A 23288-nucleotide genomic window follows, 5' to 3' on the forward strand; every position below is an offset into this window, starting at 1 on the left:
GTTTGCGGCCGATCGGCACGCCTGATAGCACGATAGTCCCACGCCTGATAGCACGATACCCCGCACGCCTGATAGCACGACACCATTCACAAGTTTTCCCGGAGTTATCCCCGTGCCGTATGCGGCACGGGTCGGAACGTCAGCAGCTCCATGCCGCTGTCCGGCATCCGCTCGATGCCCAGGACGTAGCCGGGCAGCGACTGCCGCGCGACCAGCGCGCGCAGGTCGCAGGCGAAGTCGTAGGGCTTCGCAGTGCTGCCGGATTTCTGGTGCAGGTAGCGAAAGTCGAACTGCCAGCCGTATGCTTGCTTGCCGCCGTGCTTGCGCACCAGGCGGTACAGCCACCGCTCGATGCCGCCGGTCAGCCGGAAGTACGCCGGGTCGATGGTCAGCACCAAGGCGGCGTCGAGCACGCCCGCATAGAACCAGTCCGGCAGGATCAGCTCGATGCCCAGCGGCGTGCCGCGAGCATCGGCCAGTTCCTTCCATTCGTTGATCCACGAGAAACGGTGCAGGCGCCGCCCGGTCGTCTCGCGGATGGACGTGGCCACCGTAGTCGATTGCAGCCGGTCGAGCGCGGCCTTGAGGCGCTGGTAGTCGCGCAGCGACTTGCCGCGCCCGATGTAGCGCAGGATCTCGTAAGGCGTGGCGCGCATCAGCCGCGACGGCCGCAGGCCCGCGTCCTTCGCTTCCACGATCTGCGAGGCCGCCCATATCAGCACGTCCGCATCCCAAATCGTGGCGATGCCGTGCTCGGCTGTTCCCTCCACGCGGATCGTCACGTTGCCCGCACGGAAGTCGATGGGCCTGACCCGCTTGGACTTGCCGAGCGAGAAGAACGGATAGGCCATCAAGTCCTGGCTGTCGCGCGGCGCCATGTCGCCGGGCAAGGCGCGGAACAGGTCGAGCTGTTCGCGCTCCTGCAACGGCCGCTGCCGGGGCGGCAGCGCAGTGCTGGACATGGCGATGGCCTGCCGCGCGCCGCCGATCAGCGCGCACGACTGTCGGCCGAGTGGTGCTCGGCGTATTCGGGATCGGAAGTCGTCTCGAAACTGCGGTCGGCAGCCCAGGCATCGAGGTCGGCCACGGCGTACATGACGCGACGGCCGAACTTGCGAAAGCGCGGGCCGCCGCCGATCACGCGCTGCTTTTCCAGCGTGCGCGGCGACAGGCGGAGGTACTCGGCGGCTTCGTCGTTGGTGAGATAGCGTTGGGGCTGCGCAGCAGCGGTCGAGACAGTGGCGGCAGGCCGCAAGGGAGCGGGACGCATGGTGTGAACCTCCATCGGTTGAAAACGCCGGCTGCACCAGCGCAACCGGGATGGAGGCAGTCTCAGAAAACGAAGCTCTCCTGCTCAGGGTCGTTTTTCTTGGTCTTCAAAACGACCCTTCTCAAGCGGCGGAAGCTGTGCTAGGTGGCGGTAGCCGCCGCGCATCAGCGCATCGCCGCGACGCACCAGGCGGCGCACCTTGGAGCGCAGCCCGCCATCGCTGTACCAATCGGCTGCGGCATCCACGCCGAACAGTCCTTCCGCGACTTCACGCAAGGACGCGCCCGCCAGGGTCGCGTCGAGCGCCTGCAAGCTGTGCAGTTCCAGCAGCGCGGTAGGTGTTGGCCTGGGTTTGGCATCGGCCAGAGCGGCGCCGGGCACCTGTCCGCGTGCAGGCGCGGCAGCGCCGCCGCGATAGGCATAGGCGACAGCCATGCCGTCCTCCAGGCCGGCCGCGAGCGCGCAGCGCAGGCAGTGGCCTGGGCTGCGCGCGATTAGCGCCAGCCCTTTGCCGTCATGCAGCAGTTGCTTGTGGCCGGGGATACGCCAGAACGCGAACGTCGCCGCGTCCAGCGGCGGATCGGCATCGGGGTAGAGCTGCACCACGGCGGCATGACCAGGCAGCCAGGCCGGATGCGCGTCACGCGCATCCAGTGCCGGGTCTTCCAGCAGGCGCAAGCCCCAGTGATGCGCCGCCTGCTGGGCTGCTTGTGGCCGACGATGACGGCGCAGCCAGTCGAGCCGGTAGTCGGGATGCCGGCGCAGGTATTCCCAGGCAAGCGCAAGGCCGTCCAGATGCAGCACGTACAGATACGCGGCAGTCGGATACCAAGGCTCGGCGCTGTGATCGACCATGACGCCTCCTCCTGCGAACAGGACTCGCCGCCACGGAAGAACTACGCGCTACATCGCCATCGTCAAAAGGTTATGGGTCAAAAAGATGGATCGGGTTGTCAAGACCGATTGGCTCCGATGCGTTGCGGTATTCGTCTCAATGCTGCGGCGGCAGCGCCCCGAGTTGGAGTGCTGCACAGGCCAGCCTGCCGCAGCCCGCGCCAGCCATCATGTCTATTTGGATCAGACTGGTGGGGCTACGCTGCAAGAATGCCGATTGAGACCTGCCCGGCATGACATCAGACTGAAAAAGTCACAGTGGGCTGTGTTCAGTCCGGGATGGCTCCGTCACGCTCGGCCGCGCGGGTGTACTCCGACAGCGTGCGCGTGGGACGGAAATAGAGGTCGCGCATCACGGGCTGCTGGCGCGGCCCAACGATGCCGGCCAGCTCGGACAGCTTGACGGTGCCCTGTGCCGGCATCCCGATCCCCAGGTCGATGAGGCCCCAGGCCGTGTCGCCATCGGCCGGATCGAGTGCGGCCAGCAGCCAGGTCACGTGCGCGTCCGGGGTGAACAGCCGCACCACGGGCACCGGGTCGATGGCCCGGCCAGCGGCGCGGGCCTCGCCGTTGGCGAGCAATTGCGCGCGCTCCGGGGCGGTGGCGAATGGCTGGGGCATGGTCGGCAATCCCACAAATCCAATGATGCACGAATGCGGTTTCACGTCGAAGCGCAGAACCACGAAACCGGATTTGCGCCTTCGTGCGCAAGCACGGATGCGGTTCTATGGCTTTGCCGGAATCCGCCGATACGGATTTCCGTAGAGGCACAAAAACGGAGAACACCAAATGAACACTATAGATTGTAGCCCTATAGGGCGCAATGGGATGTCATCTTGGTTTTTGAGAGGAAACCATAGGTGGCGGCTGGGAACTCATTGGCGAAGGCGTTGAAGACAGTCAGAAAGGCGCGTGGCTTGAGCCAGGAAGCCTTCTCTGACGTGTCCAGCCGCACCTATATGAGTACCCTCGAACGCGACCTGAAAAGCCCCACCTTGAACAAGCTGGCCGAGCTGTGCGAGGTGATGGAGATCCATCCGCTCACGCTGCTGACGCTGGCCTACGCGGGCGACAGCCCGCGCAAGGCCGACGAGCTGCTGGCGCAGGTGCGCCAAGAGCTGGAGGCGGTGTTGAGCGAACGCGACGCGGCGGAGCCGCGCGCGTGATGCGGTGATGTGCTGCTATTAGCAGCACATCGCCCCGCCGCGATGGGCGGGGCGCTGCGGCGGTCACGCCGCCTGGGGCTTGCTGCGCGACCAGATCAGGTCGTGCGTGCCGTCCTCACCTTCGATCAGGCGGGCATAGACCGCTGCCGGGAACGAAGGGTCATCGAGGGTCACGGACAGGTACTCGCGCCCAGCCTCGCTGGTCTTCTTCCACGCCGCGCCGATGTCGTGGCTGGCGGCCTGGAGGCGGAAATCGGGGGCGTTCTCGCTGCTGCCCTTGTCGTTGGGAACCAGCTTGACCTTGACGTTGAGCGTCAGGGTGCGAAGCGTGCCGGTGAAGCCGTCTTTGTCGGTGGTGAAGGTGCCGATGTTGGCCATGATGTTTTCTCCTTTCGGTTGAACAAGGTTCGCGCCCATCGCGTCCTTGTTGTGATCCGGCCGGCGGGGGACGGGCTGGCTGCACCGCTTGCGGTCGCAACGCAGTGGAGAGCCGGGAGGCGAAAAGAACTTGGCCCGCGAGGAATGCGCGCAGCGCAGGGGAAATTGTTTTCGCCGGACGGTTGCAGCCATGAAGCCCGAGGCGCAGCCGCGCCACCGCCAGGATTCACAACGAGACAAGGACGCCTTGGGCCGGACCGCTCCGAAAGGAGATGGGGCCGGCTCGGCATCCCCGCACGAAGGCTTCTCCGGCTCGCCCACTGACGCGGGCCAGGTCAACCACCCGACGACAGGCGAGAACGCCCCCGCCGCACCTTGCGGCGCCGCTCTTGAGGCGTGGCGTGGAAGCTCCATAGCGATGCCGGGCGGGTTGTCCGTGAACCGTCCTTCGTGACGTGATGGGCAGGAACCGCCAGCGTTGAGGACGGCTCGCACCTGCACAACCTGCCGCAGCGAGCGCCAGCGTGTTCGCCAGCGCCTCGCCCATCGCGGCGGGGCGCTGGCCGGGCCGATCCGGCGCAGCCGGTTCGGCGTCATCGAGGGGCGCCAAGCATCGCGCGGCGGGGATAGCCCGCGGGACTTTCCCCTGGAGGCAAGCGAAGCGCGCAGCGCCGCAGGCGCGAAGGCGTGAGGGATTGAAGCCGAATGGCCGTGACGGCAAAGGCGGCACGGGGCGCAGCCCGAAAGCCCGGCGGCGCAGTGCGCCGACACGCCCAGGCTGTTCTATATTTTCAGGAAGCAATCGAAGACAAGCCCATGACCCTCCAGCTCCGACACGAAACCCCGGACGACATTGCCGCCATCGAGGCCGTGACCATCGCCGCGTTCGCTGATGCACCACACACCAGCCACACCGAGCAATTCATCGTGCGCGCCTTGCGTGCCGCCAACGAACTGACGCTTTCCATCGTGGCCGAAGAACATGGGCGCGTCGTCGGTCACGTCGCGCTGTCGCCAGTAACGATCACCCATGAGCACAGGCGAAAGACCGAGGGCTGGTATGGGTTGGGGCCGATCTCCGTCCTGCCGCCAAGGCAGGGGCAAGGCATCGGTTCGCGCCTGATGGAACAGGCGCTGTCTGAACTGCGGGCTATGCAGGCCGCAGGCTGCGTGCTGCTGGGAGATCCAACGTACTACACGCGCTTTGGCTTCCAGGCCCATGCGGGCTTGCAACTGCCGGGCGTGCCGCCCGGCTATTTCATGGCGCTGGCCCTGCATGGGACAGTGCCGGAAGGCATCGCGCACTACAGCGATGCCTTCAACGCCGCCGCCTGAGCCAGCGCGAAGGCGGCGGCGTTTTAATTCGGCTATTGGCCTTGAACACCGGGCGCGGCCACTGTCGCACCCGGATTTCGCGTCCACCGCGCCTAGGGCGGAACGGCCTGGGCGCGGTGCTGATCGCGGTTATTCCTTCGTCTCGATGCGCCACCACACAAAGCGAAGCGCCCCGGTCGAGGCCGGGGCGCTTGCCTTCGGCGCGGGTCAAGCGGCCAGTGCCTCGGCGGGTTCATCCGCCATTGCCTCGGTATCCTCCGGGGCGTCCTGCTCCGGGCCTTCTTCCTGCGCGGCCTCCTGCGGGCCTTCGGCCTTGAATATGGCGGGCATCCAGCCGGTGCCATCGGCCAGCCGCTCGGCCTCGCTGGCAATGTCGGCCTTCTTGAGCTTCGCCAGCCGGGTGACGGATTCCGGTGCAAACGCGCCCACGGCATCCAGAATCACGGCCTTGGAAACGTGCTTGAAGTAGCCTTCTGCGGTCGGCTTCCACCATGCGGCCATGTCGAGGCCCACGGCCTGCGCCAGTTCCTTGCCGGGCTGGTGCGGCGTGGCACGGGGCGTCACCACGTCCACCGTGGAAGCCACGCACACGGCCAGCAGCCGCACCAGTTCGTCTTGCGACTTCGCCAGCAGCGCGGCGAACAGTTCGGCGCTGTCCTCCGGCAAGGCTTCACCGGCTACCTGTTGCAGTTCGCGCAGCGCCACGGCGGCAGGCGATTCCGGCCAGTCCGGGGCCATGCCTTCCAGCCTGTCTTGCGCCGTGAGGCGCACGCCGAGTGGCAGTCCATCGCCGTAGGCGTCGGGCTGCAAGACCTTCTGCACCATGCCATGCACCAGCGCGGCCAGCGCGACCTGCGGATGCCGGGCGACTTCGATTTGCAGCGCCGCCGTGCGGTGGGCGCTCAACCGCTGCGCCAGCCGGTCGGACAGGCTCGCGGCCTTGGGCGCGTCGTCGGCGTCCTCGTGCTCGTCGTTGGCGGCTTCGCCTTCGGTACTGCCGAAACCGCGCCGCAGCTTTTCCAGCGTGCGCAGCGCCTTCGCCTCGGCTTCGCGCAGCAGGCCGCGATGAATGACGGCCTCGCCGTTGCGGTCGATGGTGACGATGGCACCGGCCACCTCGCGCACCTCGGGCGCATAGCCTTGCAAGGCGTCCTCCGCGTCTTGCAGTTCCCCGATCACCTGATCGCGCCGCTGTTCCAGTTTCTCGGCCTTGGCCTCGTCCTCGCTGCTTTCACCTTGGCAGGCTTCTTCCAGTTCGGCGTCGATCTTGTCGAGGCGGGTTTGCAGCGAGGCAATGCGGCGGGCCTCGCGGGTGGTCGGCTCGCGGCGATGGCGCGGGGCGTTCTGGAAAGCCTGCCGTTCCTCGTAGGCCAGATGCGGCACGGCCTCCACCCATGCCCAGCCCTCGGCGCGCACGTCCTCGGCCAGCGCATCCAGCTTGCCGCGCACCAGCGTTTCCAGCACTGCGGTATCGGTGAGGTAGGTTCCGGCATCGCCTTCCGCGAACAGGTCGCGGCGGATGCCGCCGCCTGCCTGCCGGTAGGCGTCCAGCCCGACGAAGCGCACCAGCGCGTGCGCGGCGTCGATTTCGCGCTCGGTCAGGCGCTCGCGCAGCTTGGACGGGCTGCGCTGCCATTCCGGCGCACCATAGAACGCGGCTTCCTGCGCGGCGTGGTCGTCGGTGATGGTCAAGGCCATCAACTGTTCCAGCGTGACGCCTCCGGCCCGGTAATCGGCCATGAGGCGCGGCGAGACGTTCGCCAGCTTCAAGCGCCGCTGCACCACCAGCGGGGACACGCCGAAGTCGGCGGCAATGTCCTCGATGGGGCGTCCTTCCTTGACCAGCGCGGCGAAAGCCGCGAACTGGTCGGCGGGGTGCATGGCCTCGCGCTGCACGTTCTCCGCGAGGCTGACGGTGCGGGCGGACGCATTGGCCACCAGCAGGCACGGCACCTCGTAGTCGGCGGGGATGCGCTTCTTCTTCGCCAGCAGCCTCAAGGCGGTCAGGCGGCGGTCGCCTGCCACCACCTCGTAAGCCTCGCCATCGGCGGCAAGGATGACGATCAGGTTTTGCAGCAGGCCGATGCGGGCAATGCTCGCGGCCAGTTCGGGGATGGACTGGCGCGGGGTCGTGCGGACGTTGCGCTTGGAGCGGCGCGGCAACAGTTGCGACAGCGGAACCAAAATCAGGTTCTTGGTCGGGTCGGCCACTTCCAGCGGTGCGGCGGCTTCGATGGCGACGGTTTCGGTTTTGAGTACGGCGTTCATGGTGATTTCTCCTAGCGGTTGGGATGCAGCAGCGAGAGAAGCGGCAAAGGCTGCTGCCTGCCCCTGCCGCGTGGGGATTCAGGCTTTCAACTGGCGCAGGCCATCGGCCAGCAGCCACAGGGCGCGATTCAGGCGCACGCTTTGGTCGATGCCCTGCACGGGCCGGGTGGTCTGGCGGCGACCATTCGCGGCGCGGGCGGACAGGCCGCCTTTGGTCAAGTTCTCCTGCGTGCGGTTGAACACGCTCCACAGGTCGCGGCGGTCGTCGTCATGGCGGCGCGGCATCAGGATTTGCGATTCCGTGATGGGCGCGGGCCTGTCCTCGTCGTACTTCAACGCCAGCGCAGCGCGGGCGAACACTTCCGATTCCCCGGCGTCCAGCGTGATGGCGCGCATGGCATCGCGGGATTCCTGCGCACGGTCGAAGCCATGCAGGACTTCGTAAGCGCCTTCGATGACGTGCCCGGCTACGTCGCCCTTGTGGGGCACGCGTACGTCGGCCACGGTGTCGCCGCAGACAAGGCCATTGCTGCACACGAAGCGGAACATCCCGGCCAGCATCTGATAGCTGCTGGTACCGTCATGGGAGTTCAGGAGAATGATTTCGTTGGCCTCGCGGCCGTTGATCTGGCTGGCGTGGCGCAGCCGGATCATGTGCTTGGTGTAGTCGCGGCGGTCGTCGTGGCGCACGCGGGTCTGCGTCACCATGAAAGGCTCGAAGCCTTCCCCGCGCAGTTCTTGCAGCACGGTCGCGGTGGGGATGTAGCTGTACCGCTCGGAGCGGCTTTCGTGCGGGGCGTCCGCGAAGATGGACGGGGCCACGGCGCGGATTTGGTCATCCGACAAGGGATAGTCGGAACGCAGCACCGGCGAACGGGAAGCGAAACGGGATGCGAGTTGCATGGTCTTTCTCCTGACAAAGAAGGGTTTGCTGTTCACACCGCACACCGGATTCCTAGATTCGGAGCCCAGCCTTTCGGCTGTTCGGTGCGGTCGGCACGAGGAACCCGGTTGGCCCTGTTGCCACCGTCTTTCCTGAGTTCATCGCCCGCGACGGTCAGGAGCGCGCGGACGGGGGCCGTCAAGGAGGCAAGCGCAGGGTTGGTGCGGCCCGCAGGCGCAGCCGAGGACACGGCCCTGCGCGCCTTGACGGCACCCGGCCGCGGGCTACAGTCGCGGACAAGGTGATGGAGTCAGGGAAGACGGCTGGACATGGCAACGGCCGCCTCGATATGCAGACCGCACGGCAAGCGAAGCGCGCAGGCCCGAAGCTGGAAGCCGGGCCGGAGGCGTCAGGGATGTGGAAGGCTGGCGAATGCCAGTCCCGTAAGGGATGAGCGAACAGCGAACCTGGAGCAGCGCGGTCCGCGAAGCGGAGACGCACAAATTGCTCGTTTATTCTCTACGCTTGATATGTGTGACTTGAACTCAATGACGAGAAGAAAATGAAGATGATGCACGCCAACGAGATTCGCGCAGGCGACGTTCTGCTTTGCTATAAAGATGCAAAAATCGACCCGGTTGGGAAGGGCATCACTCGCGTTACGGACAGCGAATACACGCACGCCGCAATTTGTATCGGACCTTGTGTCGCGGCAGAAGCAACGGTCTCAGGCGGCGTAGGCAAGGTTCAGATTGAAGACCTAATCAAACGCTACGATCATGTCGCAGTGTTCCGCCAACCCGATGCGTGGCGACCGCCAGAGCGCGTTCAAGCCATGAACGCTTTTGTAGATTCCATCGTGGCGTCCGGGGCGAAATACAACCTGCGCGACGTGGTGACTTTCAAGAAGAGAAGCGACGTTCACCAGCTTTCACTCACTGAACAGCTCCATGCGTTCTTCAATGGAACGTACACACCCGCACCTATCGAGAAAGGCCGCTATTTTTGTTCCGAGCTTGTAGCGAATTGCTTTGTCGTCACTGGATTCATAGACCCGAGCGCGGCCGTGATTTACAAGTCGAATGTCACATCGCCGGGTGCGTTGGGACGAGATCCCACGTTCGGAACTTTCTGCGGGTATGTTTCGAGTGTGCCGAATTACTCGGTGCCGGCTACGGATGAGTTTTTCAATCACTCAACATTTGATGAGATATTTGGCGGCGGCGCATAGCCACGAACCGCTGCGTTGTCGGCTGACGGCGTTGAAGTGAAGTCTGATATTTGCTGCTGATGCAGGCGCCGCAAAAAGAAAAGAAAGCGCGTCACCCCGAAGGGCGACGCGCTTGCGAGGTCACACGATGACCCTTCCCGCCAGCCGCGCATCGCGCGCGTAGGCGCTCAACCGCTTCTCGGCGCGGAAGGACAAATCGCGCTCGATCAGCAGGCCCAGCCCGCCGCGCACCGTCGCCAGCTCGCCCAAACTGACCCAGCCGATTTCCGGCATTCCCAGGCCCAGGTCGCAAAGACCGAAGGCGTGGTCGTGGTCATCGGGATCAATCTCGGTCAGCAGCCAGGTCGCGCCGGCATCTGGCGTGAACAGCTTGACCACGGGCGCCGGATCGAAGTCCGGGTTCTCCAAGGATTCGCGGCCGTTGGCCAGCAGCATGATGTGCTGCTCGTCGGTGATGAGTGCGTTGTTCATGGTGAACTCCTGAAAGGTTGCCGGGCGGAATTGCCCGACCCTTCCGGGGCACGGCGCAGCGCAAGCAGTCAGGGGTCAACGACGGCCGCCAGGACGCAAGCGCCAACGGCGCGCTGCCCTTGACGGCGAGAACGCCGTGGCACGATGAAGGAACAGCAAGACCGCCTCCCTCGCACCCCCCAAGCACACCGGCTTTCGGCAAAGTACGTAGCACGCGCAGGCCCGCGAGGGCCGGAGTTGCCCACCGGGCACAGCAAAAAGGGGGCCGAAGCCCCCTTGGTCAGATCAGGCCGCGTTCGGCGAAGGACGTAGTGCTGTCGCCCGCCACGATGATGTGATCCAGCGTGCGGACATCCACCAGCGCCAGCGCCTCCTTGAGCCGCTGGGTCAGTGCCTTGTCAGCGCCACTCGGCTCTGGATTGCCGCTCGGGTGGTTGTGCGAAACGATGACCGCCGCCGCGTTGAGCCGGAGCGCCTCCTTGACCAGCTCGCGCGGATACACCGATGCGCTGTCGATGGTGCCGCGGAACATCTCCGCGTACTCGATCAGGCGATGCTGCGTATCGAGGAACAGCACCGCGAACACTTCGTGCTCGAAGCCAGCCAGCTTGGCGCGCAGGTACTCCTTGACTGCCGCCGGCGAACTGAACGAGGCACCACGCTGCATCTTCTGCTCGATGGCGTGGCGCGCGGCCTCCAAAATCTGGTCTGCCGTCGCCAGCAGGTAGCGGCCCTGTGCGTCACGCACCATCAGCGAGGCATCGAACGAGGAAAAGGACAGTTGCGACATGATCGTGCTCCGGTTGCTCGGGCGGAATTGCCCGGAACCGTGGCCAGCACGGCGCAGCGCAAGCAGTCAGGGGTCGCAGACGGCCGCCAGGACGCAAGCGCGCACAAGCGCGCGCCGCCCTTGACGGCGAGAACGCCGTGATACGGTGAAGGGAACAGCAAGACCGCCCACACCCCGCCCACTGCACACAGTCGGCTTTTGGGGCAAGCGGAGCGCGCAGGCCCTCAAGGGCCGGAGGCGTCAGGGATCAAGCCGGATGGCCGCGATTCGGCACGAAGCGCGGGGCGCAGCCCGCGAGCCCGACGGCGGTACGCCGGTACGCCGGTACGCCGGGACGCCGGGACGCCGGGACGCCGGGACGCCGGGACGCCATGCAGTTCTGCCTACTGATGACTTGCACAATGATTCAATAAATGTTGTATTATCGAATAATGAACGAGACCCAAGCTGTTTCCGCCCTGAGTGCCTTGGCCCATGCCCAGCGTCTGCGCGTGTTCCGCGCCCTGGTCGTCGCCGGCCCCGAGGGTTTGACGCCCAGCATCCTGGCCGACCAGCTCGACGTGGCCCGCAACACCCTGTCCTTCCATCTGAAGGAGCTGGCGCACGCCGGCCTCGTCACGATCGAGCAGCAGGGCCGCAACCTGATCTACCGCGCCGAGTACAGCCGCATGAACGGCCTGATCGGCTACCTGACCGAGCACTGCTGCCAGGGCGGCGTGTGCGAGGTCAGCCCGTCTTCCGCCATCTGCACCACCTGCTGAAAGGACTTCCCATGAAACGCTTCCACGTCCACCTGAACGTCGATGACCTGAACCGCAGCATCGGCTTCTATTCCCAACTGTTCGCCGCGCAGCCCGCGCGCACCGAGAGCGACTACGCGAAGTGGATGCTCGAAGACCCGCCGGTCAACTTCGCCATCTCCACGCGCGGCGGCAAGCCGGGCATCGACCACCTGGGCATCCAGACCGACGATGCCGAGGAACTGGCTGGCCTGAAGGCCCGCGCGCAGGCCGCCGACATGGCACTGCTCGACGAAGGCACCACGACCTGCTGCTACGCGCGCAGCGAGAAGCACTGGATCACCGACCCGCAAGGTGTGGCCTGGGAGCATTTCCACACGCTGGGCAACATCCCCGTCTTCAACGAAGCATCCCAGCCCGCAAGCGGCGCCGCTGCGGCGTGCTGCGCGCCAAGCGATGGCCGCGCCGCGAAGCCCGCTGCATCTTGCTGCTGACGCGAGGCACGCATGACGACTGAAGCCACCTACAACGCGCTGTTCATCTGCACGGGCAATTCGGCGCGTTCGATCCTCGCCGAAGGCATCCTCAACGAGCTGGGCAAGGGCCGGTTTCACGCCTGGTCGGCGGGCAGCCATCCCAAGGGCGAAGTCCATCCGCTGGCGCTCGCCACGCTGGAGCGCCTGCATCTGCCGGCGACCGGCTACCGCAGCAAGAGCTGGGACGAGTTCGTGGCGCCGGATGCGCCGGTGTTCGATTTCATCTTCACCGTCTGCGACAACGCCGCCGGTGAGGCGTGCCCGCTGTGGCCGGGCGAGCCGGTATCGGCCCATTGGGGCGTGCCCGACCCAGCGGCCGTCGAAGGCACGGAGGAACAGCAGCGCAAAGCGTTCACGGACGCCGCGATCACGCTGCGCCGGCGCATCGAGCTGTTCCTGTCGCTGCCCCTGAAAAGTCTCGATGCCATGTCCTTGCAGCGCGAGCTGCGCGACATTGGCCGCCAGTGAGGCCAGCACGATGACCGCAGGAGCCGATACCGCCGGCCGCGCGCCGGCGGCGCCCGCCATGAGCGTCTTCGAGCGCTACCTGACCGTGTGGGTGCTGCTGTGCATCGTCGCGGGCATCGCCCTGGGCCAGCTCGCGCCCGGCGCGTTCCAGGCCGTCGGCCGCATGGAAGTGGCCCAGGTCAATCTGCCGGTCGGCCTGCTGATCTGGATCATGGTGATCCCGATGTTGCTCAAGGTGGACTTCGGCGCACTCGGCCAGGTGCGCCAGCACTGGCGCGGCATCGGCGTGACGCTGTTCGTCAACTGGGCCGTCAAGCCGTTCTCGATGGCGCTGCTGGCCTGGCTGTTCATCCGCCAGGTCTTCGCCGACTGGCTTCCGGCCGACCAGCTCGACAGCTACGTCGCCGGCCTGATCCTGCTGGCCGCCGCACCTTGCACGGCGATGGTGTTCGTCTGGAGCCGGCTGACCGGCGGCGATCCGATGTTCACTCTGTCGCAGGTGGCGCTGAACGACACCATCATGGTCTTCGCCTTTGCGCCCCTCGTCGGGCTGCTGCTCGGGTTGTCGGCCATCATCGTGCCCTGGGACACGCTGCTGACCTCGGTGGTGCTCTACATCGTCATCCCGGTCATCATCGCGCAGGTGTGGCGCCGAGCGCTGCTGCGTCAGGGCCAGGCGGCGTTCGACCGCGCGCTGGCGCGCATCGGTCCACTGTCGATCGCGGCGCTGCTGCTGACGCTGGTGCTGCTGTTCGCCTTCCAGGGCCAAGCCATCCTGCAGCAGCCGCTGGTGATCGCCATGCTGGCGGTGCCGATCCTTATCCAGGTGTTCTTCAATTCCGGCCTGGCCTACTGGCTCAACCGCAAGGTGGGCGAGAAGCACAGCATTGCCGGCCCCTCGGCGCTGATCGGCGCGAGCAACTTCTTCGAGTTGGCCGTGGCAGCGGCCATCAGCCTGTTCGGCTTCCACTCCGGCGCTGCGCTGGCCACCGTGGTCGGCGTGCTGATCGAGGTGCCGGTGATGCTGCTGGTCGTGCGCCTGGTCAACCGATCTCGTGGCTGGTACGAACAGGCCCCGCGCAACGCAGCGAGACATCCGGCATGAGTATCGTCACGATCTATCACAACCCGGATTGCGGCACGTCGCGCAACACGCTGGCACTGATCCGTGCAAGCGGCATCGAGCCCACGATCATCGAGTACCTGAAAGCGCCGCCTGACCGGGAAATCCTGAAGGCACTGATCGCGCGGATGGGCATGCGCGTGCGGGATGTGCTGCGCGTCAAGGGCACGCCCTACAAGGAATTGGGCCTGGACGCCATGCATTGGAGCGACGACCAGTTGATCGACCAGATGCTGGCGCACCCGATCCTCATCAATCGGCCCATCGTGGTGTCTGCGCTGGGTGTGCGGCTGTGCCGTCCTTCGGACATTGTGGTCGAGCTGTTGCCGCAGCGGCAGGCAGGCGAGATCCGCAAAGAGGACGGCACGCTGCTCCTCATAGACGCGCCAATCGCCGGCGGCGATCCCGACCTTGCCCTGGCGCTGCAGGGGGCCGGGCTTCCCACGGATGACTTGACCGAGCCGGGACGCCGATTCTTCGCCTATGTCACGGTGTCAGGGGAGCGCGTGGGCTTTGGTGGCTTCGAGCGCATGGGCCAGAACGTGCTGGTGCGCTCCTTGGTGGTACTGCCGCAAGCGCGCCATCGCGGCATCGGCGGCGGCATGCTCGCGCTGCTGCTGCGCCGCGCCTTCGACGAAGGGGGGCGCGAAGCCTGGTTGCTGACCACGACGGCCGCGCCGTTCTTCGAGCGCGCGGGCTTCAAGCCGATGGAGCGTACAAGCGCACCGGCTTCAGTACCGGCGACGCGGCAGGCTGCGAACTTGTGTCCTGCCAGCGCGGCGTTGCTTAGGCGGTCGATCCATCTGTAGTGCAGAAGGGCGAATTTCCGAGGACACTGTCTCGGATTTCTCGGCGGGCAGCCCGTTCCCCGATTTCCGAGACAGTGCCTCGGAAATCACAGGCCGGGGGTATGCGGCGAAGAACCGCCGCATGTTCTCCAGATTGTCCGGGCTGAACCCGCGACCGAAGCGCACGGTCAGGTCGGCGGACAGCCGGGCAATCAACTGTTCGCCATATCCCGCGCGACGCTTGCCCTGTTGCTCGGCCTCCACGATGCGGCGGCCAATCTCTCAATAGCTGGCCGTCATGCCGTCGTGGATGCCGGCGTAGCCGGCAGGCAGGGGCGGCACCTTTTACTGCTTTGGGCATCCGGGCGCTCATGTCGTGGCCTCCTGGGGCTGGCGCTGCCGCGCCTTCGTGATGGTCTGGCGCCGGGGGTCGCCACCAGCTCGGCCGCCTGGCGCACAGGATTGTCCTCGGTGTGGACGTAGCGCATGAACATAGCCACGGTCTTGTGCGCTGTCAGCGCCATGCCGACCTTGAGCGGCACGCCCGAATTGGCAATGTCCGTCGCCGAGCGGTGGCGGATGCCGTGGGTGCCGACCTTCGGCACACCGGCACGGTCAAGGATGCGCCGCCACGCCTGATAGTAGGAGTGGAGGCTTAACGGCTTCTTGTGATCGAGGATCGCGGGGCAACCGGGCCCAGCACGGCGCAGCGCAAGCTGTCACAGGGTCGAAGACGGCCACGGCCGCAAGCGCCGAAGGCGCGAGGCCCTTGACGGCGAGAACGCCGTGGTACGGTGTAGGGACAGCAAGACCGTCTCCATGCGACGCATGAACTCTGGCAAGCGGAGCGCGCAGGCCTGTCCAGGCCGGAGGCGTCAGCGATGGACGCCCGTAGGGGCGAGACGCCAACGGTGGCTCGATGCGAAGTACGACAGCGCGGCCCATTCGGGGACGCCCCAAAATCGGGTATCTTTAGAAACAACAGATTCCCGTATTGGGTCTCGCTTGGTTAGAACACTGCCATTGCAAGGAACGGCATGCCAGCCCTATATCAACTTGCCCTGCTTGGAACACCAACTGCAGTTCAAATTTCCGAACTTGAAGAAGTCATCGGAAAGGCTGTCGGCATGTTCAATTTGCGGTTGGGGCATGAGATTGGATGGGAGGTTTGTCCCGATGAATTCAATCCAGACCAACAGCGATCGTCTGCTGCGGCATTTTTCGGAGGTCATGAGCCTCCTCTTGCCAATGTGGCAAGACTGCTGGCGCGAGGCATCCCATTGCTCCCGGTCGCCTCTGACGTCAATCGAGTCAGTGCAGAAATCCCCGCATTGCTGCAGCCGCTCAACTGCTTAGCATACGCCGCAGGTGGGCCGCAACGTGTCGCGTCTGCTTTGCTGGAGTGTGCTGGGCTCCTTCCTCGACAGCGCCGGGTGTTCGTAAGCTATCGTCGGGGCGAGGCTAGGGAAGCAGCCTTGCAGCTATTCGATGCGCTGTCTGCTCGGCTATTTGATGTATTTCTCGATACACATGGTATTCCACCTGCAGAAGATTTCCAGACAATGCTATGGCACCGGCTTTGTGACTCGGATGTCCTGCTGATGCTCGACACGCCAGGATATTTTGAAAGCCGTTGGACGAGTGCTGAGTTCGGACGCGCTTTGGCCAAAGGCATCAGCGTCTTGCGGGTCGGTTGGCCTGACACAACGCCTTCTGCGCGCACGGCAACGGCCAGTCGGGCGGAACTGTTACCTGAAGAAGTCGATCCGACGACCGGACGCATCGCAGACGGTGCGGTGGATCGCATTTGTCTTCAACTGGAGGAAGTTCGCAGCCAGAGTCACGCGGTTCGCTCTGTCAACCTCGTAAGCAATCTGCGCAATGCCATTCAAACAATCGGCGGCCAAGTCGTCGGAGTGGGCGCCAATAGAGCTGTATATGTCCAACTGCCCGATGGGCGGAATGTAGTTGTTTATCCAACGGTCGGTGTTCCCACGTCAACTACGCTGCACGATGCGTCTACGAACTCACCGGAACAATCCGTTGCCGTGGTCTACGATCACGTAGGTCTGCATCCCAGGTGGCTGGGCCATCTGGACTGGTTAGGACAGCACATTCACTCCGCTAGGTGGGTTAAAGCCAGCGAGGCGGGTTGGCAATTCGCGGACTGGGAGGCGTAGCCATGAGTGCAATCTTCCTCTCGGCCAGCGTGCCACTTGTAGGGCGTGGCACTTACCACGAAACCGCCGATCCATTTCTTATCCAATGTGCGGTGAGAGAACTGGTCATAGCAGTCATTCGCCAGCACAAGATCGTGTGGGGTGGGCATCCTGCGATTACCCCGATGATTTGGAGCATAAGTGAAGACTTGGGGGTCGACTACTCGCAGTCTGTTGTCTTGTATCAGAGCACGTTCTTTGCAGAAATCTTCCCTGAAGAGAACAAGCATTTCCAAAATGTAGTCTTCACCGATGCAGTCCCTAATGACAGGGCGGCAAGCTTGCTTGTCATGCGCGAACAGATGCTCTCGCGTGAGGACTTAAGCGCTGCTGTGTTTATTGGTGGAATGGATGGGGTAGAAGCTGAACATGAGCTTTTCAGGCGCTTCCATCCTGCAGCCAAGGTGCTCCCGGTGTCCTCGCCAGGCGGAGCGGCGCTGAATCTCGCCAAGGACCATAGCTATTTCACCGGGGAAGCGCTTGTCGATGTGGACTTTGCTCAGCTCTTCCATGAGCATCTGGCGGTGCCCTTGGCTGGCAAGTAGAGTCAGTTCGTTTCCCGATCCCGTGCTCTAAAAAATCAACCGAGGATTATTCATGCCACGGAAAGTTTTCTACAGCTTTCATTATCAACGCGACAGTTGGCGCGCATCCAAGATACGCAATATTGGGGTTGTAGAGGGCAACCCGTCAGCAAGCGATAATAAATGGGAAGAAGTGAAGCGAGGCGGTGATACCGCGATCAAGCGCTGGATTGACGATCAATTGCAAGGGCGGACATGCACAATTGTTTTGGTTGGTGCGGAAACGGCAAATCGCCCCTGGATTCGATATGAGATTGAGCAGTCATGGAACAGCGGAAAGGGACTCCTGGGGATACGTGTCCACAAGCTCTTGGACCACAACCAGCAACCATCAGTGGCAGGGGCCAATCCGTTCGACTCATTTACCTTGAACGACGGTAGAAAGCTATCCTCCGTCGTCCGCGTCTACGATCCGCCGGGAGGCACCAGTAGCGCGGTCTATACCTCCATCAGCGACAGCCTGTCGAGTTGGATCGAAGCAGCGATCGCCGCTCGCTAGAAGTCAGAACATCTCGTCAAAACAACGATCCGGTACTCATTGGTTGCCCATAGAGTTCCGAGATTTGCGTCTGGAACTGTGTCTGTCCTCCGTAGCTAGGGTGCCTCACGCAAATTACCGGTATAGAATCCGTGATGCGATGGGCCGCAGCGGTGGCATCATTGCCGATGGCAACGATGCGAGAAGGCTTCAGCAAGACAATGAGTTGTTGGAGCAGTTCTTCGCCGGCGCGTCTTTCGTGCGCGTTGTGCTGGCGGTTGGTGAATGGATCTCCAGATTCATGCGGATGAAGGGGAAAGACATTCCAGAGGAAGATGCGAGCATCAATGTGTTCTAGCATGCCCCATATGACCGCCGCGGTTCGTTCAGCTACAGCACTTCCTATCGTCGGCCGCTCAGCGATCAGATCGAGATTCCAGCGCTTGGCGTGCTGGCTCATGTGAACGTCGTCAGTCAGGGCTAGCCCAGTGCGGCGCCCTCCGCGATATCCGAGGTCTCTCCCGATCCAGATCGCATCTACAGGCTCCTCTGTTGCACGACGCAACATGGCGGAAAGTGCTGCAGCACGGCGACGCGGCGCATCGCGCCGATCATGGACTTCACATCGATCCGAATACGGATTGAAGCAGTCTTCGAATTGCAGCGAAGCAACTGCCTCAACGAATGGGTGGATGTTCATTTTTCAGACTCAAGTGGCATGTATTTGATGGTGCGTTGTTCTCGGTTTCCAATGATCCAGCCGCCTTGATTTTCCTTAAGCTGTCGGAAGACCGCATACCCTTCCAAGATGGCCTTTTCCCAGAGCTTCAGTGGGCACTTCTCTACCTCGTAACCACTCACGAACTCGCCGATGGTCTTGAGAATTCCGAGTGAGACCTTTTCCTGGTTCTCGAAGAAATTCAATTCTTTGGCTCTTGAGAAAATCCAAGCTGAAACCCCTTCTTCAACGACGATGGCTCGACCGCTGTCCTGCTCTTCATCGAATTTCGGATTGCTCTTTCGTTTGTGTTTGATCAATGCCCGCATCACGGGTGACCAGTGCAGGATCGCCGCATTCGCAAAATGGAAGACGTCATGGAACCGGTAACCATCGCGGTCGGCAATGTTGTCGGTTAAGGGATCTCCAATGAATACGCCATTCCATTGGAGATAACTCTTACCACTGCCTCGTTGATTGACTCGGATTCTGAATTCTCTGGGTAGCTGTTCCTCGATTCCAAATTTACTGTCGAAATCAAGGTCAACCAGATCATCTGCTTGTGGTTCCAAGAACGCGCCGCGCGCTTTCCGAAGGTTGGCGCGAGCCACTTCCGAAAATGCTAGTTCGGCCGCATGGATTGCATCCAGGTAAGCCCGCGCGAACGCGACCAAATCAGTGCGCGCAGGGGTGCTTCCCATTAGGGCTGCTGCTGACTGCCCCAAACGTGCCAGGGTGGCATCTAACGATGCAGTCGCCGCAATAGGCACTGCGATATAGGCCAATGCACCTTCAGCGATATCACTTGCAGCGCCAACATTCTTAAAATTTCCGTGGTTGGCGGCTTCCCCGAAGATATCCTCAAGAGGGATATTCAGGCGCCTGCAGATTGCAGCCAAGTACCAAAGAGTGTCGCCGAATTCTTCTTCCGCCGCTCTCTTGTAGCCAGGGTATGCTGATTTATCTCGAACGTGCTTTTTGGCCGTGGCCATTATTCCGCCAACTTCTCCATATAGCCCTTGGAGAACCGGATTGAAGTCGTTCGGATTGAGTACGTCTGTGGCTGCAATTCCCGCAGCGTAATCCGAGAGCAAGAGGGAGCCTTCCTTTTTCATCGGTCACCTGCGAAGAGTCAGCCATTCGAATGGGGCGCCTTGGTAGCCGCTCACTGCCAAGTTGCGAATCCATTGCTCAAGATTTCCAACCAATTGCGCATCGTCAAAGGCTGTGAGGCCTATTCCCGTTTTGCATAGAGGGCGACCTTGCTGATCTTGCAATTCATCAGGAAACGCAGGGCCCTCACCCCCGAAATATACGAAATCGTTGCTGATCAAAACCCTGTTGACGCCTGTATCACGGGCCACATGGTCAGGGTTGAGCGAGCCATCGGGGCGGGAGTGAAATGAGTCTCGCTGCTGCCAAGCAACCCCAGCCGCAGCCCTGAAGTAGATGTTGTCCCCGCAACTTTGCTTCCGGCTGCCATTGCGGTACGGCTTCTTGGATTCAAACCGCGGGTCTCGGCCATACTCGTCAAATGTCATTGCTTCGGTGACCCGCATCGCATACACGAGATGCCCACCGCGTCGGACACTTCGATCATTGCTTCCACTACCGACCACCCAATCGCCGATGTCAGCGCTTCTGCGGATACTGGGTTTGCAAGTCGCGAGCGTGCAGTAGCTATAGAAGGGGTTGGGTGCAAAACCACTGTCGTACCGCACTACATAGGAGTGAATACGTGTCATCAGCAGGGATGCCGCTTGAGTGGAACCGGGTCGCAGGCACCGCCGTCAGGCTTTTCCCACGAGTCCTTCCCGTTGATCGCGTCAATGATTGAATCACCGTTCCACCCAACCAAGGCGTCCGCATGTTCTTTCAGCGCATCTGGTAGGTCGCATTCCTTCTCACCATGCTCCCAAACACCAACAATGCGCTTGCCCTGTTTGGCCGCATATTCGATTTCCCAGTTCACCCAATCGCTGTTCTTGGTTTGGGGAGAGACATAGCAAATGAACACCCCAGCCCAATTGATGGCAGGCGCAAGGATCTGCGTCTTTATGTAGTGCTCATCAGTGGCATTGTTGAACTTTCCTGTATGGATCGAGGAATCCCGGACCTCCAGACCTTTCGGAGCCAACAAATCCTTGAGCTTCTGGAGCCCATGATCGTCCTTATGGACATGGCTGATGAATACATTCCTTTTGTCTGCCATCTGTCACCTCCATGGTTTTGCATGTTTTGAAGATCGTAACCGGGTTTGTGGCTGGTGCAGTAGGGGCTACTGGCCAGCTTGCTCGCTTAAAGAATTGCCTGTAGTCCCTTGTCGGCGATGACGTTGAGCAGCTTGAGGGTCGGCCCGGTGGGATGGGTTTCGCCTTGCTCCCACTTGCGCACGGTCGAGGCCGACGTGTGCAAATGAAGAGCAAACACCGGCTGGCTGAACTTCAAGGCTTCGCGCAGACGTTTGATGTCGGCAGCACTGAGTTGCCGCACCGGCGGCGGACAGATCGCGTCGAACTCGCGCATCGTCACCTTGCTGATCGCTCCCGCTTCGTGGAGCGCAGCCAAGTCGCCACGCAGGGATTCAATGATCTTGCTCACAATGCACCTCCAATAACGCGCCCGACCGCAACGCCTTCGACAAAGCCTCCGCGGACAGTTCCAGAAACACCTTACCGGCGAACTGCAGCGCCTTCTTCTCGTCTTGCGTGATGTTCGCCTTGTCGCTCTTGGGGAACCCATGCAGGAACACGTAGCGGCTACCGATGCGGGCCGACAGCAGCGTGCGGTAACCACCGCTCTTGCCGCTGCCGGGGCGTGCAACCCGCTTCTTATAGAGGAAGCCGCCCAAGTCCGCTTCAATCAGACCGCTTTCCATCTCCTGAACCGCTTTGCACAAGGCGGCATCAGGCAGCTTCTCGCTTGCCTGCCACCGCGCAAAGTCCTTTCGCTTGAGAACGCGCTTCATCTTGACCTCCAAACTATACCCGAAACGGGTACACTTTTCCAGACCCCCGCGCGATGCCCGGGCGGGGAGGGTCGCTGGGCAGATTGTCGTGACAGCGATACGACAATCTGGGCCGACAGGGCTGACCGCTGGCCACTGGTCATGTGGTCACCTCTTTCGGCTCCTGGCGCATGCCGATGACCGACTTGCGCCGGCTGGCCACCAATTCGGCCGCCTTACGTACCGGGTCGTCCTCGGTGTGGACGTAGCGCATGAACATCGCCACGGTCTTGTGCGCTGTCAGCGCCATGCCGACCTTGACCGGGATGCCGGAGTTGGCAATGTCGGTCGCTGAGCGGTGGCGGATGCCGTGGGTGCCGACCTTCGGTACGCCGGCGCGATCAAGGATGCGGCGCCATGCCTGGTAGTAGGAATGGGGGCCGAGTGGTTTGTCGTGATCGTTGATGGCTGGACAGATGTAGGGCGATTTGCCATAGCGAGGTGCGTTCGTCAGCAGCCGACGGGCTTCCTCGCTCAACGGCTTCGACATATCGCCCGTCTTGCTGTCCGGCCAGACAACCCGGCCATTGGGCAAGTCGAGCCAATCCCACTGCAACAGCAGGATTTCCGACATGCGGGCCGCGAACTCGAATTGCAGCCGGACAGCCAGCAGGTGGATCGGATGCTCCAGTTCCTCGGCCTCGGCCTTGTCCAGATAGGCGAACAGCTTGACCATCTGTTCGTCGGTGATGAGGCGGGTCGAGCCTTTCTCCGGGTACTTGGGCACGTGGCGGCAGGGATTCGAGCCGTCGGGCCGGTAGCCCCACAGCTCGGCCAGGTTGAACATCTTGCGGACAAGCGACAGCACGCGATTGGCCTGCGTCGGAGACTTCTCCATGCGCTTCATCAGCGCGGTGATGTCGTGGCGTGTGACCTCGTGAACCTTCTTGCTGCCGAAGGCCGGGATGACGAAGCTGTCGATCTGGTACTGGTAGCCGGCCTGCGTGCTGGGCTTGTTGTGCGGCCTGGAGTGGTCGTCCATGAACCGGCCGCACAGCTCCTTGACCGTCGGCGCCTTGCGGGCCTCGGCCTTGTCGAGTCCGGGGTCGCCGCCGCGCCGGACTTCGGCCAGCCAGTCTTGTGCCAGCGATCGGGCCTGTTCGACCGTCAGCTCGCCGAACTGGCCGAGGGCGGGCTTGCGCCGCACGCCGGAGTTCGTGCGGTACTGAACCATAAAGACCTTGCGGCCCGTTGGTGTTATCTTGCACAAGAAGCCCGGAACGAGCGTATCCCGGAGTTCCACGTCGCAGGTTTGCGCCTGCGCCGTGTCAACGACGGACTTGGTGAGTTTGATCTTTGCCATGAGGTGCTCCTGAAAGGCCCCGATTCCAGGGGCCGGCTAGGAGCCAGGCGGAGGGGAACCGGGGCGGTTTGCATCGCGCACCGGGATATGATCGAAGGCATTGGTCTGGCGGAAAACCTGCTACAGCAAGCCTCATCCAAGTCCAGCGTTAGCACGGTGCGGATGCCATGCTCTGGCTTAAAATCTCTCGATCATTGATCGTGCCGGTTCGATTCCGGCTGGACGCACCAAATACCAAGTAATAGGGGATGGGTACTCATTACACACGGTTAATCACACCACTCCAACCGCACAGGGCCAAGACCCGCATGCGGTAATTCTCAAAATTCCTGAACCCATACGCTCGGCGTGAGAGCATCTCCATCTTCGTGTGGAATCCTTCGGTGATCCCATTGGATTTGGTAAAGCGCCACATACGTACGATGGGCTCCAGCCACGATGTTAACGTCGCGGCCAGCACCTTGGCCGGACTTTGTTCAAACTGACGAATCAAGGCCAGGAATTTGGGCAACAGCTGTTTGGCCCGCTTGGCCTTCAGCGTCTTGAGCAGCAGGAACCGCATCAGACGCTGCTTGGCCACGTACAGGGCCTCGAGCACCGGAAACATATCCAGGTGCCGACAATAGCCTGGCGGCGGC

General features: G+C 62.7%; 28 protein-coding genes and 2 pseudogenes. 11 read left to right on the plus strand and 19 right to left on the minus strand.

Going from position 1 to position 23288, the window contains the following annotated elements; all coding sequences use genetic code 11:
* Positions 1 to 104: 104 nt before the first annotated feature.
* From DFR37_RS03470 to DFR37_RS03485, 4 genes are all read right to left on the minus strand, one after another.
* Positions 105 to 962 carry a replication initiator protein A gene (locus tag DFR37_RS03470; protein ID WP_043566978.1) on the minus strand — a complete coding sequence of 286 codons (858 nt, stop codon included), beginning with the start codon at positions 960 to 962 and terminating at the stop codon, positions 105 to 107.
* 26 nt (positions 963 to 988) lie between these two features.
* Complete coding sequence (locus tag DFR37_RS03475) at positions 989 to 1270, minus strand: helix-turn-helix transcriptional regulator (protein WP_003107109.1); 282 nt, start codon at positions 1268 to 1270, stop codon at positions 989 to 991.
* A gap of 84 nt (positions 1271 to 1354) precedes the next feature.
* Complete coding sequence (locus DFR37_RS03480; protein ID WP_043566981.1) at positions 1355 to 2125, minus strand: DUF2285 domain-containing protein; 771 nt, start codon at positions 2123 to 2125, stop codon at positions 1355 to 1357.
* Positions 2126 to 2433: 308 nt separating this feature from the next.
* Positions 2434 to 2784, minus strand: a complete 351-nt coding sequence (locus tag DFR37_RS03485; RefSeq protein ID WP_031346926.1) for a DUF2958 domain-containing protein — start codon at positions 2782 to 2784, stop codon at positions 2434 to 2436.
* A gap of 240 nt (positions 2785 to 3024) precedes the next feature.
* On the opposite strand from DFR37_RS03485, the gene DFR37_RS03490 reads away from it, so the two are divergent.
* Positions 3025 to 3330, plus strand: a complete 306-nt coding sequence (locus DFR37_RS03490) for a helix-turn-helix domain-containing protein (RefSeq protein WP_023127565.1) — start codon at positions 3025 to 3027, stop codon at positions 3328 to 3330.
* Positions 3331 to 3393: 63 nt separating this feature from the next.
* Here DFR37_RS03490 and DFR37_RS03495 read toward each other — a convergent pair whose 3' ends face one another.
* On the minus strand, positions 3394 to 3708 hold the full coding sequence (locus DFR37_RS03495) for a DUF736 domain-containing protein (RefSeq protein WP_021249531.1): 315 nt from the start codon (positions 3706 to 3708) through the stop codon (positions 3394 to 3396).
* An 816-nt stretch (positions 3709 to 4524) separates the two neighbouring features.
* Here DFR37_RS03495 and DFR37_RS03500 point away from each other — a divergent pair.
* Entirely contained in the window at positions 4525 to 5043 is a 519-nt protein-coding gene (locus tag DFR37_RS03500) for a GNAT family N-acetyltransferase (RefSeq protein ID WP_043567052.1), read from the plus strand.
* A 207-nt stretch (positions 5044 to 5250) separates the two neighbouring features.
* Here the strand turns inward: DFR37_RS03500 and DFR37_RS03505 are convergent, their stop codons facing one another.
* Both DFR37_RS03505 and DFR37_RS03510 read right to left on the minus strand, forming a co-directional pair.
* Entirely contained in the window at positions 5251 to 7311 is a 2061-nt protein-coding gene (locus DFR37_RS03505) for a ParB/RepB/Spo0J family partition protein (protein ID WP_043566991.1), read from the minus strand.
* 78 nt (positions 7312 to 7389) lie between these two features.
* A complete protein-coding gene (locus tag DFR37_RS03510; protein WP_113931815.1) occupies positions 7390 to 8214 on the minus strand; it encodes a DUF932 domain-containing protein in 825 nt (274 codons plus the stop codon).
* Positions 8215 to 8756: 542 nt separating this feature from the next.
* Here DFR37_RS03510 and DFR37_RS03515 point away from each other — a divergent pair.
* On the plus strand, positions 8757 to 9425 hold the full coding sequence (locus tag DFR37_RS03515; RefSeq protein WP_113931816.1) for a C40 family peptidase: 669 nt from the start codon (positions 8757 to 8759) through the stop codon (positions 9423 to 9425).
* A gap of 120 nt (positions 9426 to 9545) precedes the next feature.
* On the opposite strand, the gene DFR37_RS03520 is transcribed toward DFR37_RS03515, so the two are convergent.
* Together DFR37_RS03520 and radC are read right to left on the minus strand one after the other, a co-directional pair.
* Positions 9546 to 9896: a DUF2958 domain-containing protein gene (locus DFR37_RS03520; protein WP_113931817.1), complete on the minus strand. Its 351-nt coding sequence runs from the start codon at positions 9894 to 9896 to the stop codon at positions 9546 to 9548.
* 280 nt (positions 9897 to 10176) lie between these two features.
* The gene (radC, locus tag DFR37_RS03525; protein WP_113931818.1) at positions 10177 to 10686 is read right to left on the minus strand and encodes a RadC family protein; all 510 of its coding nucleotides are present in this window, start codon (positions 10684 to 10686) and stop codon (positions 10177 to 10179) included.
* Positions 10687 to 11117: 431 nt separating this feature from the next.
* Here radC and DFR37_RS03530 point away from each other — a divergent pair, with 431 nt between their 5' ends.
* From DFR37_RS03530 to arsN2, 5 genes are read left to right on the plus strand one after another with little or no spacing between them, the layout of a single operon-like run.
* Positions 11118 to 11447 (plus strand): ArsR/SmtB family transcription factor, encoded by a 330-nt coding sequence (locus DFR37_RS03530; protein WP_043567001.1) that lies wholly within the window; start codon positions 11118 to 11120, stop codon positions 11445 to 11447.
* Positions 11448 to 11458: 11 nt separating this feature from the next.
* Positions 11459 to 11920: an ArsI/CadI family heavy metal resistance metalloenzyme gene (locus DFR37_RS03535; RefSeq protein ID WP_043567004.1), complete on the plus strand. Its 462-nt coding sequence runs from the start codon at positions 11459 to 11461 to the stop codon at positions 11918 to 11920.
* Positions 11921 to 11932: 12 nt separating this feature from the next.
* Positions 11933 to 12430: an arsenate reductase ArsC gene (locus tag DFR37_RS03540; protein ID WP_043567008.1), complete on the plus strand. Its 498-nt coding sequence runs from the start codon at positions 11933 to 11935 to the stop codon at positions 12428 to 12430.
* A 10-nt stretch (positions 12431 to 12440) separates the two neighbouring features.
* A complete protein-coding gene (gene arsB, locus DFR37_RS03545) occupies positions 12441 to 13535 on the plus strand; it encodes an ACR3 family arsenite efflux transporter (protein WP_043567054.1) in 1095 nt (364 codons plus the stop codon).
* Entirely contained in the window at positions 13532 to 14362 is an 831-nt protein-coding gene (gene arsN2 / locus DFR37_RS03550; RefSeq protein ID WP_113931819.1) for an arsenic resistance N-acetyltransferase ArsN2, read from the plus strand. The genes arsB and arsN2 overlap by 4 nt, the downstream gene beginning before the upstream one ends.
* Before the next feature lie 12 nt (positions 14363 to 14374).
* Here the strand turns inward: arsN2 and DFR37_RS03555 are convergent.
* Positions 14375 to 14620, minus strand: a pseudogene (locus DFR37_RS03555) (DUF1016 N-terminal domain-containing protein); the annotation flags it as partial.
* A 90-nt stretch (positions 14621 to 14710) separates the two neighbouring features.
* Positions 14711 to 15030 (minus strand): annotated as a pseudogene (locus tag DFR37_RS03560) (tyrosine-type recombinase/integrase); the annotation flags it as partial.
* 348 nt (positions 15031 to 15378) lie between these two features.
* Here DFR37_RS03560 and thcB4 point away from each other — a divergent pair.
* From thcB4 to DFR37_RS03575, 3 genes are read left to right on the plus strand one after another with little or no spacing between them, the layout of a single operon-like run.
* Positions 15379 to 16521 carry a Thoeris type III anti-phage system protein ThcB4 gene (gene thcB4 / locus DFR37_RS03565; RefSeq protein WP_015912904.1) on the plus strand — a complete coding sequence of 381 codons (1143 nt, stop codon included), beginning with the start codon at positions 15379 to 15381 and terminating at the stop codon, positions 16519 to 16521.
* Positions 16522 to 16523: 2 nt separating this feature from the next.
* Positions 16524 to 17105, plus strand: a complete 582-nt coding sequence (gene thcA / locus DFR37_RS03570; protein ID WP_113931820.1) for a Thoeris type III anti-phage system protein ThcA — start codon at positions 16524 to 16526, stop codon at positions 17103 to 17105.
* Between the two features lie 52 nt (positions 17106 to 17157).
* Positions 17158 to 17643, plus strand: a complete 486-nt coding sequence (locus tag DFR37_RS03575) for a TIR domain-containing protein (protein ID WP_113931821.1) — start codon at positions 17158 to 17160, stop codon at positions 17641 to 17643.
* 16 nt (positions 17644 to 17659) lie between these two features.
* Here the strand turns inward: DFR37_RS03575 and DFR37_RS03580 are convergent, their stop codons facing one another.
* From DFR37_RS03580 to DFR37_RS03615, 8 genes are all read right to left on the minus strand, one after another.
* Positions 17660 to 18322: a uracil-DNA glycosylase gene (locus DFR37_RS03580; protein WP_113931822.1), complete on the minus strand. Its 663-nt coding sequence runs from the start codon at positions 18320 to 18322 to the stop codon at positions 17660 to 17662.
* Complete coding sequence (locus DFR37_RS03585) at positions 18319 to 19455, minus strand: nucleoside triphosphate pyrophosphohydrolase family protein (RefSeq protein WP_113931823.1); 1137 nt, start codon at positions 19453 to 19455, stop codon at positions 18319 to 18321. The genes DFR37_RS03580 and DFR37_RS03585 overlap by 4 nt, the downstream gene beginning before the upstream one ends.
* 3 nt (positions 19456 to 19458) lie before the next feature.
* Positions 19459 to 20085, minus strand: coding sequence for an Nmad2 family putative nucleotide modification protein (locus DFR37_RS03590; RefSeq protein ID WP_015912899.1), 627 nt, complete (start codon positions 20083 to 20085; stop codon positions 19459 to 19461).
* Positions 20085 to 20552, minus strand: coding sequence for a TIR domain-containing protein (locus tag DFR37_RS03595; RefSeq protein ID WP_043567025.1), 468 nt, complete (start codon positions 20550 to 20552; stop codon positions 20085 to 20087). The genes DFR37_RS03590 and DFR37_RS03595 overlap by 1 nt, the downstream gene beginning before the upstream one ends.
* A gap of 86 nt (positions 20553 to 20638) precedes the next feature.
* Complete coding sequence (locus tag DFR37_RS03600) at positions 20639 to 20941, minus strand: helix-turn-helix domain-containing protein (protein WP_043567027.1); 303 nt, start codon at positions 20939 to 20941, stop codon at positions 20639 to 20641.
* The gene (locus DFR37_RS03605) at positions 20925 to 21308 is read right to left on the minus strand and encodes a type II toxin-antitoxin system RelE/ParE family toxin (RefSeq protein ID WP_043567059.1); all 384 of its coding nucleotides are present in this window, start codon (positions 21306 to 21308) and stop codon (positions 20925 to 20927) included. Before DFR37_RS03605 ends, DFR37_RS03600 begins: the two co-directional genes overlap by 17 nt.
* 139 nt (positions 21309 to 21447) lie before the next feature.
* Entirely contained in the window at positions 21448 to 22650 is a 1203-nt protein-coding gene (locus DFR37_RS03610) for a tyrosine-type recombinase/integrase (RefSeq protein WP_073665944.1), read from the minus strand.
* Positions 22651 to 22909: 259 nt separating this feature from the next.
* The gene (locus DFR37_RS03615) at positions 22910 to 23257 is read right to left on the minus strand and encodes a transposase (RefSeq protein ID WP_113931824.1); all 348 of its coding nucleotides are present in this window, start codon (positions 23255 to 23257) and stop codon (positions 22910 to 22912) included.
* Positions 23258 to 23288 lie beyond the last annotated feature (31 nt).

Origin of the sequence: Eoetvoesiella caeni, from assembly GCF_003315175.1 — a bacterium.
In the GTDB taxonomy this organism is placed as follows: domain Bacteria; phylum Pseudomonadota; class Gammaproteobacteria; order Burkholderiales; family Burkholderiaceae_B; genus Eoetvoesia; species Eoetvoesia caeni.

Excerpts from the sequence above, each read along its gene's own strand:
- DFR37_RS03470 (WP_043566978.1), bottom strand. The coding sequence starts at position 962 with ATGTCCAGCACTGCGCTGCCGCCCCGGCAGCGGCCGTTGCAGGAGCGC.
- DFR37_RS03475 (WP_003107109.1), bottom strand. The coding sequence starts at position 1,270 with ATGCGTCCCGCTCCCTTGCGGCCTGCCGCCACTGTCTCGACCGCTGCT.
- DFR37_RS03480 (WP_043566981.1), bottom strand. The coding sequence starts at position 2,125 with ATGGTCGATCACAGCGCCGAGCCTTGGTATCCGACTGCCGCGTATCTG.
- DFR37_RS03485 (WP_031346926.1), bottom strand. The coding sequence starts at position 2,784 with ATGCCCCAGCCATTCGCCACCGCCCCGGAGCGCGCGCAATTGCTCGCC.
- DFR37_RS03495 (WP_021249531.1), bottom strand. The coding sequence starts at position 3,708 with ATGGCCAACATCGGCACCTTCACCACCGACAAAGACGGCTTCACCGGC.
- DFR37_RS03500 (WP_043567052.1), top strand. The coding sequence starts at position 4,525 with ATGACCCTCCAGCTCCGACACGAAACCCCGGACGACATTGCCGCCATC.
- DFR37_RS03505 (WP_043566991.1), bottom strand. The coding sequence starts at position 7,311 with ATGAACGCCGTACTCAAAACCGAAACCGTCGCCATCGAAGCCGCCGCA.
- DFR37_RS03510 (WP_113931815.1), bottom strand. The coding sequence starts at position 8,214 with ATGCAACTCGCATCCCGTTTCGCTTCCCGTTCGCCGGTGCTGCGTTCC.
- DFR37_RS03515 (WP_113931816.1), top strand. The coding sequence starts at position 8,757 with ATGAAGATGATGCACGCCAACGAGATTCGCGCAGGCGACGTTCTGCTT.
- DFR37_RS03520 (WP_113931817.1), bottom strand. The coding sequence starts at position 9,896 with ATGAACAACGCACTCATCACCGACGAGCAGCACATCATGCTGCTGGCC.
- radC (WP_113931818.1), bottom strand. The coding sequence starts at position 10,686 with ATGTCGCAACTGTCCTTTTCCTCGTTCGATGCCTCGCTGATGGTGCGT.
- DFR37_RS03530 (WP_043567001.1), top strand. The coding sequence starts at position 11,118 with ATGAACGAGACCCAAGCTGTTTCCGCCCTGAGTGCCTTGGCCCATGCC.
- DFR37_RS03535 (WP_043567004.1), top strand. The coding sequence starts at position 11,459 with ATGAAACGCTTCCACGTCCACCTGAACGTCGATGACCTGAACCGCAGC.
- DFR37_RS03540 (WP_043567008.1), top strand. The coding sequence starts at position 11,933 with ATGACGACTGAAGCCACCTACAACGCGCTGTTCATCTGCACGGGCAAT.
- arsB (WP_043567054.1), top strand. The coding sequence starts at position 12,441 with ATGACCGCAGGAGCCGATACCGCCGGCCGCGCGCCGGCGGCGCCCGCC.
- arsN2 (WP_113931819.1), top strand. The coding sequence starts at position 13,532 with ATGAGTATCGTCACGATCTATCACAACCCGGATTGCGGCACGTCGCGC.
- thcB4 (WP_015912904.1), top strand. The coding sequence starts at position 15,379 with ATGCCAGCCCTATATCAACTTGCCCTGCTTGGAACACCAACTGCAGTT.
- thcA (WP_113931820.1), top strand. The coding sequence starts at position 16,524 with ATGAGTGCAATCTTCCTCTCGGCCAGCGTGCCACTTGTAGGGCGTGGC.
- DFR37_RS03575 (WP_113931821.1), top strand. The coding sequence starts at position 17,158 with ATGCCACGGAAAGTTTTCTACAGCTTTCATTATCAACGCGACAGTTGG.
- DFR37_RS03580 (WP_113931822.1), bottom strand. The coding sequence starts at position 18,322 with ATGAACATCCACCCATTCGTTGAGGCAGTTGCTTCGCTGCAATTCGAA.
- DFR37_RS03585 (WP_113931823.1), bottom strand. The coding sequence starts at position 19,455 with ATGAAAAAGGAAGGCTCCCTCTTGCTCTCGGATTACGCTGCGGGAATT.
- DFR37_RS03590 (WP_015912899.1), bottom strand. The coding sequence starts at position 20,085 with ATGACACGTATTCACTCCTATGTAGTGCGGTACGACAGTGGTTTTGCA.
- DFR37_RS03595 (WP_043567025.1), bottom strand. The coding sequence starts at position 20,552 with ATGGCAGACAAAAGGAATGTATTCATCAGCCATGTCCATAAGGACGAT.
- DFR37_RS03605 (WP_043567059.1), bottom strand. The coding sequence starts at position 21,308 with ATGAAGCGCGTTCTCAAGCGAAAGGACTTTGCGCGGTGGCAGGCAAGC.
- DFR37_RS03610 (WP_073665944.1), bottom strand. The coding sequence starts at position 22,650 with ATGGCAAAGATCAAACTCACCAAGTCCGTCGTTGACACGGCGCAGGCG.
- DFR37_RS03615 (WP_113931824.1), bottom strand. The coding sequence starts at position 23,257 with ATGTTTCCGGTGCTCGAGGCCCTGTACGTGGCCAAGCAGCGTCTGATG.